Genomic DNA, 14,560 nt, shown 5'->3' on the forward strand with positions numbered 1-14,560 from the left:
GTGCCATAAATATGTCCATTTAGTAAATTAACAGTCATTTTGTATCGCTTATGAACCCTGCCCTGACTCAATTCGGCGTCAATATGTCCAAACTAACTGGCGTTAGAGCCATTATGAAGGACATTATCGAAACTTTACAATCTAGTACGGGGCAGTTGATAAATTTGAGTGCTGGCAATCCTTTGATTTTGCCGCAAGTTGAGCAGTTATGGCGAGATTGTACTGCACAATTGCTCTCTAGCCCCGATTATGGCGAGGTTGTTTGCCGCTACGGATCGAGTCAGGGCTATGCACCATTGATTGAGGCTGTTGTCAATGATTTTAATCACCGCTTTGGGCTAAAGTTGAGCGATCGCAACATCTTGATTACCCCAGGGAGTCAAAGTCTTTACTTCTATGCTGCTAATGCTTTTGGCGGCTACACCACTAGTGGAGAACTGAAAAAAATTGTTTTACCTTTAAGTCCGGACTACACGGGTTATGGTGGCGTCACGCTGGTACCAGACTCACTCATTGCTTACAAGCCAACACTAGATATAAACGCAGGGGCGCATCAGTTTAAATACCGCCCGGACTTTAGCAACTTGTCGATTACAGAACAAACAGGTTGTATCATTTTCTCTCGTCCCTGTAATCCCACAGGTAATGTCTTGACTGATGATGAGGTGAAGAAAATTGCTGCCCTCGCTGCGCCTTATGATGTGCCAGTGTTTATTGACTCAGCATACGGTCCTCCTTTCCCAGCATTAAACTTCACTGAATTGACGCCGATTTTTGGGGATAACATTGTTCACTGCATGAGTTTATCGAAAGCAGGGTTACCAGGAGAACGTGTTGGGATTGCTATCGGTGATGAAAAAATTATTCAAGTTTTGGAATGCTTCCAAACCAATGCCTGTCTCCATGCATCAAGGTACGGACAGGCAATTGCTGCGATCGCCATTAACTCTGGTGCGCTAGCAGGAATTTCTACTTCTGTGATTCGTCCCTTTTACCAAAACAAGTTTACTGTTTTGGAAAGTACTTTGAACAAGTTTATGCCCGAACATTTACCTTGGTTCCTCCATCGAGGGGAAGGGGCGATATTTGCTTGGTTGTGGTTGCAAGATTTACCCATGACAGATTGGGAATTGTATCAAGAACTGAAAAAGGTGGGTGTTATAGTTGTACCTGGAAGTACCTTTTTCCCCGGCTTGCAGGAGGAATGGGTACACAAGCAACAGTGTGTACGCATTAGCTTGACTGGTAGCAATGAGGAAATTGCGACTGGTATGGAGCGTTTGGCAAAGGTTGTACAACAGATTTATCAGACATCCGCTGTGAGTGTTTGAATGAACTACGAAGACGCGAAGAGCGCAAAAAAGGACATGAAGCAGAAGGGGAGACGGGGACAAGGAGGTAAGGGAACCGGAGGACAAGGGGACAAGAGGACAAGGGGACAATCTACTTCTCCCTCATCCCCTTCTCTCCCCATCCCCCCCTCTCCCCATCCCCCCCTCTCCCCATCTCCCCCTCAATTCCCTGATGGTTGGATAGAGATTGGTACAATTGTTGCTGCCCAGGGCTTGCATGGTGAAGTTCGCGTGTTATCGAACTCGGATTTTCCAGAACGATTTGAGGTTCCTGGAAAACGCTGGTTGTGGTGTCCGGCGCAAATGGAACCCCAACCCATTGAGTTACTGGCGGGGCGCAATGTCGAAGGGAAAAATTTGTATATTGTTAAGTTATCTGGGGTTGGGGATCGCAATCGGGCTGAGGAGTTGCGGGGTTATAAGTTACTGGTGTTGGAGAGCGATCGCCCCCAATTGGGGGAAGATGAGTATCATGTCTTGGATTTGATTGGTTTGTCAGTCTATATCCAAGAATCTGGAGAGTTTGTAGGAACGATTGTAGATTTGCTTTCTGCAGGGCATGACCTGATAGAGGTACGGCTGGATTCTTCAAGGGATAAGGCACAAAGAACTGTTTTGATTCCTTTTGTCACGGCAATTGTGCCTATTGTGGATTTAGAAGGTGGTCGTGTTGAGATTACTCCGCCATCAGGATTGCTGGAAATTTACAGTTAGTTTGGAGCGGACAGTTTTCCTGAGTATTTACAATGCTTATTTTAGTCAAAATTATCTGACTTTAGGCAACAAATACACAGTTTCTTTGAGATAATTGTTTAAAACGGATGTTAGCATATATAAATGGATATAATCATCAAAAAATTTGATGAAAACTATCGATACGTGTCATTAGTTTTAATAGGTTTGGAGTTGGGCTGAAAGCACCGTAAAAATCACTTACAACTCAACAAATTTAGCAACAATAATGACATGAACGACTAGTGGTACGTTTCATAATTTGCCCCGATCCCCGACTTCTATAAGAAATCAGCGATCTAGCAGCTTATTAATTACTTTTATTAGAGTAAAAATTTTTATTTTTTGCAATCTATTTATAATGAGATCTTTTTATAAGAAAAATTTATTTAATCCAATTACCCTATTTCTTAATCGAGATTTAATCTAACCCAAGGCAGTACTGGAGAACCCATGTGTTAAACCTCTATCAAAAGGCAGAACGAAGTGGGAAAAATAAGATTTTGACAATTAAAAAATTAATGATGATTTTAAGGTGAAATAAAATATTTGTTACAAAACTAGCAAGAATGGACTTCATTTGTTAGCCTTTCACAAGAAGTAATTAAACCTAGTTTATATGGTTTTGTTGCTATGTAAAAAATAACCCACTCAGTCTGATGGCTTCCCCAAAAGGAGATACTACATCAGACATACCTACCTTACTTAGGTCAGGTTCGTATAACCGCAAGTTTTATAGTATTGTGTCATCGGTATGATGATCCCTATATCGGTGGCAAATAAACTTACACGTGGGAATCTGCAAACATCCTTTTGTGAAGGAGTTTTCATATGACTTTAGCGAGCCGTCCGCAGACAAAGCCGTTATCAGATGACGAACTGCAGAAGATGAACGCCTATTGGCGTGCAGCGAATTATCTCTCGGTGGGACAAATCTATTTGCTGGACAATCCACTGCTGAAAGAACCACTGAAAGTAGAACATATCAAACCCAGACTTTTGGGACACTGGGGAACAACTCCCGGTCTGAACTTTATCTACGTTCACCTCAACCGGATTATTAAAAAGTACGATCTGGACATGATTTACATCGCAGGTCCCGGTCATGGCGGTCCTGGAATAGTTGCGAATACTTATTTAGAAGGGACTTACAGCAAGTATTACCCCAATGTATCTCAAGATGCTGAGGGAATAAAAAAACTTTTCAAACAGTTCTCCTTCCCCGGCGGGATCGGTAGCCACTGTACGCCGGAAGTTCCCGGTTCTATTCATGAAGGCGGTGAATTGGGTTATTCCCTCGTTCACGCTTATGGTGCTGCTTTTGATAACCCGGACCTCATCGTTGCGTGTGTGATTGGGGATGGCGAAGCCGAAACTGCAGCCCTATCTGCAAGTTGGCACTCCAACAAGTTTCTTAACCCCGTCCGTGATGGTGCGGTCATTCCAATTCTTCACCTCAATGGTTATAAAATTGCTAACCCAACAGTGCTATCACGCTTGAGCCACAAAGAGTTAGAAAGCCTATTTATAGGTTATGGCTACAAGCCTTACTTTGTGGAAGGTTCCGATCCCGAAACCATGCACCAGTTGATGGCAGCTACTTTAGAAACCATCACTCACGAAATTAAAGAAATTCAGGAAGATGTTCGGAATAATGGCTTCTCCCAACGCCCGCAATGGCCCATGATTGTTTTGAGAAGCCCCAAAGGGTGGACGGGTCCCAAGGAAGTTGACGGTAAGAAGACAGAAGATTACTGGCGATCGCACCAAGTTCCTTTTGGCGAGTTACAAGGCAATCCAGATCACTTGCGACTCTTAGAAGAGTGGTTGAGAAGTTACAAACCAGAAGAACTTTTTGATGAAAATGGTACACCGATCGCAGAACTGTTAGAATTACCTCCCAAAGGACACCGACGCATGAGCGATAACCCTCACGCTAATGGTGGTCTTTTACTGCGCGATTTGAAAATGCCTGACTTCCGCGATTATGCGATCGATGTTACCGAAGTTGGCAGAACAATTGGTGAAGCCACAAAGGTATCTGGAAAGTTTTTGCGAGATGTGATGAAACGCAACTTAGATAGCGCTAACTTCCGCATCTTTGGTCCTGACGAAACCAAATCAAATCGCTTAGATGCTATTTTTGAAGTGACAGACCGGACTTGGCTAGCTGAGAAGTATCCCTATGATGATGCCCTATCACCCGATGGTAGAATCATGGAGATTCTGAGCGAAACAACGTGTCAGGGTTGGTTGGAAGGATACCTTTTGACGGGTCGCCACGGGTTCTTCTCCTGCTACGAGGCGTTTATCCATATCGTAGACTCCATGTTTAACCAGCACGCCAAGTGGCTTGACACCTGCCATCATATTCCTTGGCGCAGACCAATTGCTTCTCTCAATTACCTGCTCACATCTCACGTTTGGCGTCAAGACCATAACGGTTTCTCTCACCAAGACCCCGGTTTTCTTGACCTAGTGGTCAACAAGAAAGCAAATGTAATTCGGATATATTTACCACCTGATGCCAATTGCTTGTTGTCTGTAACCGACCATTGCTTGCGAAGCCGCAACTATATCAACGTCATCGTCGCTGGAAAACAACCCGCATTGCAATACCTTCCCATGGATGCGGCGATCAAACACTGCACCAAAGGCTTAAGTATTTGGGATTGGGCAAGTAACGACCAAGGTGGAGAACCAGACGTAGTGATGGCGTGTGCGGGAGATATTCCTACACTAGAAACCTTAGCAGCTGTAGACATTCTGCGGCAAAACTTCCCCGATCTCAAGGTACGGGTAGTGAACGTTGTAGATTTAATGAAACTCCAGCCCGCAAGCGAACATCCCCACGGACTTAGCGACGCTGACTTTGACAGCATTTTCACAACTGACAAACCAATTATCTTTGCCTTCCACGGTTATCCTTGGTTGATTCACCGTTTAAGCTACCGTCGCCAGAACCATGCAAACCTCCACGTAAGGGGTTACAAGGAAGAAGGAACAACAACTACACCTTTTGACATGGTAGTCCTCAACGATTTAGACCGCTTCCACCTAGCTATGGACGCCATTAATCGCGTACCACAACTGGGATACAAAGCAGCTTACGTGAAGCAGGCACTGCAAGACAAGCTCATTGAGCACAAACACTACATTCACAAGTACGGCGAAGATATGCCAGAAATTCGTGAATGGAAGTGGCCGTACTAGAGGAATTTGTTAGTGGTTGGTGGTTTTTTTAACAACTAGCCATTAACGACTAACAACTAACCCTCCCTTACAAATCTTAAAAGATGTCAATTAAACTTGGCTTTCGCTAACATACATTGGCAGGATTGGGTCAAGAAGGGACTGAGGATTCGGACAAATTCCCAATCCCTAACTCCCAATCCCAATCCCGAAACAGGAGGTTTCATCTTGAGTAAGCTGAAAGTTGGCATCAATGGATTTGGTCGTATTGGGCGACTTGTGTTTCGTGCTGGTATCGATAACCCCAACATTGAGTTTGTTGGCATAAACGACCTCGTACCACCAGATAACTTGGCATACCTGTTGAAGTACGATTCAACTCACGGTAGTTATAAGGGTCAGGTCGAGGCAAAGGAAGATGGCATTGTTGTCAATGGACGTTTCATTCCTTGCGTGTCGGTTCGTAACCCTGCAGAGTTACCTTGGGGTAAATTAGGTGCAGATTATGTTGTGGAATCTACGGGTTTATTTACTACCTTTGAAGGTGCTGCAAACCACCTGCAAGCAGGAGCCAAGAGAGTTATAATCTCTGCTCCCACTAAAGATCCGGAGAAAGTTCCTACCCTATTAGTAGGTGTAAACCATCACCTATTCGATCCAGCAAAAGATACTGTTGTCTCCAATGCTAGTTGTACTACGAACTGTTTAGCCCCCGTTGCTAAAGTACTGAATGACAAATTTGGATTAACCGAAGGGTTAATGACGACAGTTCATGCTATGACTGCGACCCAGCCCACCGTAGACGGTCCGAGTAAAAAGGACTGGAGGGGAGGACGAGGTGCTGCTCAGAACATCATTCCTTCTTCTACAGGTGCAGCAAAAGCAGTCGCACTGGTTTTACCAGAATTGAAAGGCAAGTTAACCGGTATGGCATTCCGAGTTCCTACTCCCGATGTCTCTGTTGTTGATTTGACATTCAAAACTTTATCAGCTACCAGTTACAAAGAAATCTGTGCTGCTATGAAAGAGGCTTCTGAAGGCGCTCTAAAAGGAATTTTAGGCTACACGGAAGACGAAGTGGTTTCTACAGATTTTCAGGGCGATTCCCATTCCAGTATTTTTGATGCTGGTGCTGGGATCGAATTGAACTCTAATTTCTTTAAGGTTGTTGCTTGGTACGACAACGAGTGGGGTTACTCAAATCGTGTCATTGACTTGATGTTGGCTATGGCACAAAAAGAAGGTTTGTTAGAACGGACTGCTGTAGCAGTTTAACAAGCCACAGCTATCAGTTATCACCCTTGCTGGATAACTGATAGCTGTTTGCAATTCTATGAATTTTACAAATATTTACATACTTAGCTGTATAAAACAAGTTCGGAAACCTGAAATTGAACCTACAATGTAGGCGGTTATTAAAGATGAGGATACATAGAATAATATTTTTGGCAAGAGTAATATTACTTGATTGATTTAATGTCAAAAATTTGCATTAATTTAGTCAGTACTGAAGTTGATTTCTCTCAACCTTATATTTTCTCTTGAACAGAGGTCTTCAAGAAAGGTTTCTCCCCTAAAAAAATAGGGGATGAGGACAACAGAGAATTTTTATGGCTGGAATTCAAAAATACTTTATTATGCGAAGAACCAAAATTATTTGTACTGTCGGACCTGCTACATCTACACCAGAAAGACTCCAATCTTTGGTGGATGCAGGTATGAATGTGGCAAGACTAAACTTCTCTCATGGAGAACACGCCTTTCACGGTCAAACCATCAAATATCTCAGGCAAATTAGTAGTGCAACACAGAAGCCTCTTGCTCTCATGCAAGATTTGTGCGGTCCCAAAATTCGTTTGGGAGTTTTACCACAAGAAGGGATTACTGTAGAGGCGGGTCAAGAAGTAACTTTTGTGCTGCAAAAAGAAGGCAAAAGTGCTGACGAAATCCCCCTACCATTGCCAACTCTGTTTGCAATGGTTCGACGCGGCGAACCAATTCTCATTAATGATGGTCGCATCAAAGTGATTGTTTGCGATCGCGATGCGGATCGGATTCGAGCACAGGTCATCATTGGCGGTTTGATATCCAGTAACAAAGGCGTAAACTTACCAGAAACGCGTTTACCTGTAACCTCCATTACAGAAAAAGACTTAAGCGATTTGCGTTTTGGGATTCAATTAGGTGTAGATTTAGTGGCAGTATCCTTTGTGCGATCGCCCCAAGACTTAGAACCAGCACAAAGGATGATTGAAGGAGCAAATGCAAATATTCGCATCATTGCCAAAATTGAAAGACGAGAAGCAGTAGAGAATATTGATGAAATTATAGAAGTCGCTGACGGAATTATGGTAGCTCGTGGCGATCTCGGAGTAGAAATGCCCATCGAGCAAGTACCCCTAATTCAAAAAGATATTATTCTCCGATGTAACCGTGCGGGTAAACCCGTCATTACCGCCACACAAATGTTGGAATCGATGATTAGCGCCCCCGATCCCACCCGTGCAGAAGTCACCGATGTTGCCAACTCAATTTTAGATGGGACTGATGCAGTCATGCTGTCAGGAGAAACTGCTGTAGGACAATACCCGGTAGCAGCCGTCAAAATGATGCACAGTGTTGCTGTAAGAACGGAAAATTCTCTCAAAGAAGGAGCACGTCAAGCCTTATGGAATTACGATGCGGGAAGTTTGAGTGTTACTGAATCTTTAGCCGAAGCCGTTTGTCGCATCGCCTATGAAACAGGTGCTAAAGCAATTGTTTGTCACTCTTCAAGTGGCAATACAGCAAGGCTCATTTCTAAATACCGTCCAACAACTCCAATTCTTGCTCTGACCCCTTGCGACACCCCTTACCGTCAGCTAGCACTTTCTTGGGGTATAGAACCTTTACTCATCCAATCCGTTTATACCGCCGAAGAGATGTTGATAAATGTGGAAAAAACTCTTTTAGAGACGGAGCTGATTCAACAAGGGGATAGAGTCGTCATTACCTCAGGCGTACCCATTGGTAAGTCAGGAACTACAAGCTTAGTGAAAGTGCATACCATAGGACAGCCTATTTCAGCTTAAGCAGCTATCATTTGCGTACAGCATAACGGATGAAAAAAGGATTGGCGATTGATTTCCCAGTTACCAATCTCCAGTCCCCAGTCGCTGATTAAAGAAAGTCAAAAATGTAGAAGAACAATTGGTTCGTTGACCGCGATTAGAAATCGCCGCTACACAAACGAAGTCCCTCCCTTGTATCTCAGGAGCGGAGACGCTATGTGCAAGGCAGACGCTCTCGTCGCTATCGCGACACGCTTCGCGATGCCTTTGGGCTATACCCGCCAGAGCTATACGCCAGTTCCCAGGGCGTGGGAAACCCGCCTACTTTCTCTGGACTCACCACCTAATGGGACTTAAATATGAACTCCGCCGATGCGGACTTGGTTTGTATAGCTTCAGAATAGAATTCTGAAGGCAATTGGCACTCTTTGGGATGCTCCCGTCTTTATGTATTTAGAGCGCTAAAGGCAATTTTAATGTTAAACTGAATTTTAGTATTAAAAAAATAATGTAAGATGTCTAAATCAATTAGCATTACTGACTCAAGAAATGAACTTCTTCAATTACCCGAACAGTTAGGTAATGAACCTGTAATAGTTACTAATCAAGGTTTGCCAGTTATGGTAGCTATTAGCTATGAGCAATATATTTCTATGTTAGAAACTATGGAAATTTTATCCGATCCAGAATTTAAAGAACAATTAATAGCTGGAATTCAAGAAGACCGAGAAGGTCAAAGGGTAAGTTGGGCAGAAGCCATGAAAGAATTAGAATGGTAAATGATGGAATATGAAATTGAGTTTATTCCTTTAGCTATTGAATTACTGAAAAAGGTTAAAGACCAAAGAGAACAAAAAGCACTCCGTCAAAAAATTGAAAAACTGAAAATAGAACCAGAAAAACAGGGTAAAGCTCTTACAGGTCAGTTTCAAGGCTATCGTAGTGTAAGGGCAGTTGGTCAACGCTATCGTATTGTTTATCGTGTCGATCGAAATAGAATTATTGTTGTAATTGTAGGTGTTGGAATGCGTCGGGAAGGTGAGAGACAGGATATTTATGCTATTTTAGAAAATGAGTTAGACGAAGAATAAAGAGATTATTTCACACCCCTTTAATTTTACTCCTGATTTCACACCTATCTTTGACTGGAGTTCCCAGGAGCTTTTGATTTCTCTCCTCTTCCCTCTATGTACTCTTGGAAGTACTACGTTAAATAATTACATACGTAGAGAGAGTACCAAAGGTTATATTATCAGAATTGGAATGACATTAACCACCTTAGCAGGGCTAAGAATGCCTAAGGCGGCTCCTCTCAACGCTCATAAAGACTCGTAGGAGGGTGGTTTCCCTACACGTAGTTCAAAAACCAAATCAGATTCCGGGATAATTCCAAACTGGGCTATTGATGACAGATATTGTGCTCTACCTTACAGTATTTGGGCTCGCCGGCTTGTCTTTTCTATTTGCGGTAAGCAGTTACGAGCAACAAAATCTTAAAAAAAACAAACAAAATGGGGATTTCCAAACAATACTATTGACCATTGACTAAGAACTATCTAATTTTTGAGGTTTGTATCTTAAGTTAATTCAAGCTATTGCGGAAGTTTATAGATTTGAGATGAAGTTCCAATTGCCAACAAGTTTGATAGAGATTGAGAACGATGTCACCTGTTCTCAGTGCAATCTAAGATGGTAAGAGGTGGATAGGTACTGTTAAGACGAGTAACGTTGTTTTTGTGCAATAAGCCGTGTACGGCTCGCGCCAAGGGCGATAGCCGGGTACGGCTTGCGCCGAAGCGATCGCAAACCTAATAGGAGGATATATGTCTAAAAACTTACTGGAGCAGTTAAGAGAGTTTACGGTTGTCGTTGCTGACACAGGGGATATCCAAGCAATTGAAAAGTTTAAGCCACAAGACGCTACCACAAACCCTTCCCTAATTACTGCTGCAGCACAAATGCCAGAGTATCGGGAAATCGTAGACGAGACTCTACTCCAAGCCCAAAAAGATGCAGGACGGGGAGCAAGTCAAAAGGATGTAGCTGCTTTAGCATTTGACCGTTTGGCAGTGTCCTTTGGCTTGAAAATTTTACAAATTATTCCGGGTCGGGTGTCTACAGAAGTTGATGCACGCCTTTCCTACGATACAGAAGCGACTGTTGCCAAAGCAAGGGATTTAATTGCTCAGTATCAAGCAGCTGGAATTTCTCGCGATCGCGTCCTGATTAAAATTGCTGCTACCTGGGAAGGAATTCGCGCTGCGGAAATTCTAGAAAAAGAAGGTATACATTGTAACTTGACTTTGCTGTTTGGTCTTCATCAAGCGATCGCTTGTGCGGAAGCGGGTGTTACTTTGATTTCCCCGTTTGTGGGTCGCATTCTCGACTGGTACAAAAAAGAAACCGGACGCGATAGTTACCCTTCTACTGAAGACCCAGGAGTCTTATCTGTTACCAAAATTTACAACTACTACAAAAAATTTGGTTACAAAACAGAAGTCATGGGCGCTAGTTTCCGCAACATTGGGGAAATTATAGAACTTGCTGGCTCTGACTTGCTAACCATTTCTCCAGCGCTATTAGGTGAGTTAAAAGCGACGATAGGAGACTTACCTCGCAAACTTGAACCGAGCAAAGCAGCAACATCGGATATTGAAAAAATTCCGATGGACAAAGCGACCTTCGACAAGATGCATGCGGAAGATCGCATGGCAAACGACAAGCTAGATGAAGGGATCAAGGGTTTCACCAAAGCACTAGAAACTTTGGAAACACTCCTAGCAGAAAGACTGGCTCGTTTGGATGGAAAATCAACCCTCAGCCATGCAACCCAAGATATTTTCCACGTGTACGATCTAGATGGTGATGGCTTTATCACCCGTGAAGAATGGATGGGTACCGATGCTGTATTCGATGCCTTAGACGTAAATAAAGATGGCAAAATTACACCAGAAGAAATGGGTGCTGGTTTGGGAGCAGTCATTCAAATGGCAGAGGTAGCAAAATAAGAAACGATTGGTTTAGAAACAAAGGCAGAGGCTAGGAGGCAGACAAGCAAGAGCATTCTGTCTCCTGCCCTCAAAATTGTATATCTTCACCTTTGCTTGCCAAAACTAGTGCGGTTGCCACAATTTGCCCATCGTGCATTTCATTGTTTTTTCAAATTTTTTGGCTCTTCAGTACTTGTTATGCTAAACTAACAAGTACTGAAGAACCAAAACTATTGCCGCCAAGAAATAGGAACCTCGACTTTTTAAGAAATCGGAGAGATACCAATAATTCTACGCAATAATTAAAAGCATTACTTGGTCTCGGACAGCATTTCCGGCTGCTGTAGCAATATCTTCCCAATCACTATCAAGTAGCAATACACTTAATAAATTACGTAAGACTTGGGTATCATTAATAAACTCTTCTTTATATAAATCATCGCACATTAATGTTGTTTTTAGTATGGGAATTACGGTCTGTTCAGGTAATCGCAAACGAGATAACAAACGCAAACGCGCAACTTCAACAGCAGCATTTTCCCCTACTCCTAAATTTCGTTCGGCTAGCAGTCGTTGAATTTCGCAGTTGAGGGAAACACGTAATTCAGTCAGCCTTCCTAATAAAGCTGGATTTTGGATAAAAGCAAGATATGCTTGATTATCCCAATCTAATCCCGCACTGACGTCACAATCTGCTTCGTCCTCAGCTTGAATTGCTTGCTGTAATGACGCAGAGCCGAATAATAACTCTATAGCTTCCGTGACAGTAATATTTTCTTCTTCCATTTTCTTGCTTCTATGACCCTACTATTTCATATGACAAATTATCAGTACCGGGATTTAATTTAACTTTGAAAACCACATTTTATACCTTGTTACAATCATAATACTAGTATGCATTGAAACACTAATAAGGCATTGTACGATAGATAAGTGTTGGTCAAGCACAATAATTTCATAATTTTACCGACATACCTCTGTGTAACAATGAGGATTTGCTGATTATGAAAATACTGGTACTGAACGCCGGATCTAGCAGCCAAAAGAGTTGTTTGTACGACATTGCTGGTGATACCTTTCCTCAAGAGCCTCTCAAACCACTCTGGGAAGCAAAAGTGGATTGGACTCACCATCAAGGATTTGCAGAAATTGAGGTTAAGACAGCAACGGGAGCAACACTAGAAGAAGAAATTCCCTCAAACTCCCGCTCTGAGGTTGTTGCTCGTATGCTCGATACGCTGTACAGCGGCTCTACTCAGGTGATCGATCGGCCTTCAGACATTAAGGTGGTGGGACATCGAGTGGTACATGGTGGAGAAGATTACCGTGAAAGTGTGGTGATTACTGAGGATGTAAAAGGCGCGATCGCTCGTCTGGCAACCCTAGCTCCAGCACACAATCCAGTCAATTTAGAAGGCATAGAAGCCATCGAGCAAAATTTGGGAGGCATTACCCAAGTCGCAGTTTTTGATACTGCATTTCACGCTCAAATACCTGATGCAGCTGCAATCTATCCCGGTCCCTATGAATGGGTAGAACAAGGGATTCGTCGTTATGGGTTTCATGGTATCAGTCATCAGTATTGCACTCAGCGTGCGGCTCGCATCCTGGGTCGGGATTTAGCGGGGTTGCGGTTGATTACCTGTCATTTAGGGAACGGTTGCTCGTTAGCAGCAGTAAAAGATGGTCGCAGTATAGACACGACAATGGGCTTCACGCCCTTAGATGGATTGATGATGGGTAGCCGTTCTGGAGCAGTCGATCCGGGGATCATCATTCATCTTTTACGGCAATCTGACTATTCTGCTGATAAGTTAGATAATGTTTTGAATAAAGCTTCTGGTTTGCGTGGGATTTCTGGTGTGTCTGGTGATATGCGACAGATTCGCCAAGAAATTTCTCAAGGGAACTCCCGCGCTCAACTTGCTTTTGATGTGTATGTCCATCGATTGCGATCGTACATTGGTGCAATGCTTGCTAGCTTGGGGGGTTTGGATGCATTGATATTTACTGCGGGTGTTGGGGAAAATGATGCTGTACTCAGGGAAGTCACTTGTGAAGCGTTTGGATTTTTGGGTTTAAAAATAGATAAAGAAAAGAACAAGCACAAGCCTGTGGATACTGATATTTCTACTCCAGATTCAGCAGTGAGAGTTTTGGTGATTCATACAGAGGAAGATTGGGAAATTGCTCGCGAATGTTGGCGGTTGGTAAAGTAGCAAACTTTGCAAGGGGTAACAATAACATCTTGTGGTGCGGGCGTCCCCGCTCGCACAATTTATACTCGATCGCTCAAAAAGCCAGCAGTTATTCCAATAAGCAAAAATATTCCCATAACGAAGCGATACCAAACAAACACCCAAGTGCTGTGCTTCTCTAAATAACGAAGTAGACCATAAATTGCAGCAAAGGCAGAAAGACTAGCTGTAATTAGCCCAATTATTAAAGTTATCCAACCATTAAGATTGAGTCCAGCTTTAAAGAGGGTATGTAATTCTAATGCTCCGGCTAATACAACGGCTGGTAACCCAAGTAAAAATGAAAATCTAGCAGCAGTTTCTCGCTCCATTCCTAAGAATAATCCACTCGTTAAGGTAGAACCAGAACGGGAGACTCCTGGAATTAAAGCTAAAGCTTGACTAATTCCAACCCAAATGCCATCTTTCCATGATAACTGATTAAAATCACGATCGCGATTGCCGATTTTTTCCGCGATTGCCAGTAACAATGACATAACAATTGATGCTAATCCAACTACAGCTAAAGTGCGAAAAGGAGAGTTACAAGCATTAAGAGTTTTTTTCAGCAAAAGACCTGAGATACAAATAGGGATTGTGCCAACTAATACTCCAACTGCAAGGCGAAAGTATCGATCTAGATAGTTTTGTTCTGAAATCGCTCTTACCGTTGCACCCGTCATTTTCTTGAGGTCGTACCAAAAATAACTAATTACAGCCGCAATACTTGCTAACTGCATGGCTGCACTAAAAGCACTTCCAGGGTCTTTCCATCCCAACAAAGCGGGGATAATCCGTAAATGAGCTGTGCTACTTATTGGTAATAATTCGGTAATCCCTTGTACGATTCCCAAAACAATTACCTTAAACCAACCTAACTCTACGAAACCTAAATCGATGTCGCTCGGACAAGCAGCAGTTGATAATAATAAAGAAAGCATGGCATTGTGGAGATAGTTTAAATAGAAACGATATTAAGGACTTCCAGAGAAAAAATATTCCACTTT

At 42.9% G+C, this 14,560-nt stretch carries 11 protein-coding genes; 9 read left to right on the top strand and 2 right to left on the bottom strand.

The features are described 5' to 3' along the window. Positions 1-50 precede the first annotated feature (50 nt). From HC643_RS33040 to HC643_RS33075, 8 genes are all read left to right on the top strand, one after another. Complete coding sequence (locus tag HC643_RS33040) at positions 51-1,331, top strand: valine--pyruvate transaminase (protein ID WP_038080434.1); 1,281 nt, start codon at positions 51-53, stop codon at positions 1,329-1,331. Next, positions 1,332-2,066 carry a ribosome maturation factor RimM gene (rimM, locus tag HC643_RS33045; RefSeq protein ID WP_237265998.1) on the top strand — a complete coding sequence of 245 codons (735 nt, stop codon included), beginning with the start codon at positions 1,332-1,334 and terminating at the stop codon, positions 2,064-2,066. It abuts the gene before it with no gap. Between the two features lie 849 nt (positions 2,067-2,915). Next, positions 2,916-5,297: a phosphoketolase family protein gene (locus HC643_RS33050; RefSeq protein WP_038080432.1), complete on the top strand. Its 2,382-nt coding sequence runs from the start codon at positions 2,916-2,918 to the stop codon at positions 5,295-5,297. A gap of 207 nt (positions 5,298-5,504) precedes the next feature. After that, the gene (gene gap / locus HC643_RS33055) at positions 5,505-6,551 is read left to right on the top strand and encodes a type I glyceraldehyde-3-phosphate dehydrogenase (RefSeq protein WP_038080451.1); all 1,047 of its coding nucleotides are present in this window, start codon (positions 5,505-5,507) and stop codon (positions 6,549-6,551) included. 362 nt (positions 6,552-6,913) lie between these two features. Further along, positions 6,914-8,347 carry a pyruvate kinase gene (pyk, locus tag HC643_RS33060; protein WP_038080449.1) on the top strand — a complete coding sequence of 478 codons (1,434 nt, stop codon included), beginning with the start codon at positions 6,914-6,916 and terminating at the stop codon, positions 8,345-8,347. Positions 8,348-8,841: 494 nt separating this feature from the next. Continuing rightward, on the top strand, positions 8,842-9,105 hold the full coding sequence (locus HC643_RS33065) for a type II toxin-antitoxin system Phd/YefM family antitoxin (protein ID WP_038080430.1): 264 nt from the start codon (positions 8,842-8,844) through the stop codon (positions 9,103-9,105). Continuing rightward, on the top strand, positions 9,106-9,417 hold the full coding sequence (locus tag HC643_RS33070; protein ID WP_202048679.1) for a type II toxin-antitoxin system RelE family toxin: 312 nt from the start codon (positions 9,106-9,108) through the stop codon (positions 9,415-9,417). It begins immediately after the preceding gene. A 732-nt stretch (positions 9,418-10,149) separates the two neighbouring features. After that, the gene (locus HC643_RS33075; RefSeq protein ID WP_038080428.1) at positions 10,150-11,334 is read left to right on the top strand and encodes a transaldolase; all 1,185 of its coding nucleotides are present in this window, start codon (positions 10,150-10,152) and stop codon (positions 11,332-11,334) included. 273 nt (positions 11,335-11,607) lie between these two features. Here the strand turns inward: HC643_RS33075 and HC643_RS33080 are convergent, their stop codons facing one another. After that, positions 11,608-12,102, bottom strand: coding sequence for a hypothetical protein (locus HC643_RS33080; RefSeq protein ID WP_038080426.1), 495 nt, complete (start codon positions 12,100-12,102; stop codon positions 11,608-11,610). A 218-nt stretch (positions 12,103-12,320) separates the two neighbouring features. Here HC643_RS33080 and HC643_RS33085 point away from each other — a divergent pair, with 218 nt between their 5' ends. After that, positions 12,321-13,535 (top strand): acetate kinase, encoded by a 1,215-nt coding sequence (locus HC643_RS33085; protein ID WP_038080425.1) that lies wholly within the window; start codon positions 12,321-12,323, stop codon positions 13,533-13,535. Positions 13,536-13,594: 59 nt separating this feature from the next. On the opposite strand, the gene HC643_RS33090 is transcribed toward HC643_RS33085, so the two are convergent. Next, positions 13,595-14,494 (bottom strand): undecaprenyl-diphosphate phosphatase, encoded by a 900-nt coding sequence (locus HC643_RS33090; RefSeq protein WP_038080423.1) that lies wholly within the window; start codon positions 14,492-14,494, stop codon positions 13,595-13,597. Positions 14,495-14,560: the final 66 nt, after the last annotated feature.

It is taken from the genome of Tolypothrix bouteillei VB521301, assembly GCF_000760695.4.
Taxonomy (GTDB): Bacteria; Cyanobacteriota; Cyanobacteriia; order Cyanobacteriales; family Nostocaceae; genus Scytonema; species Scytonema bouteillei_A.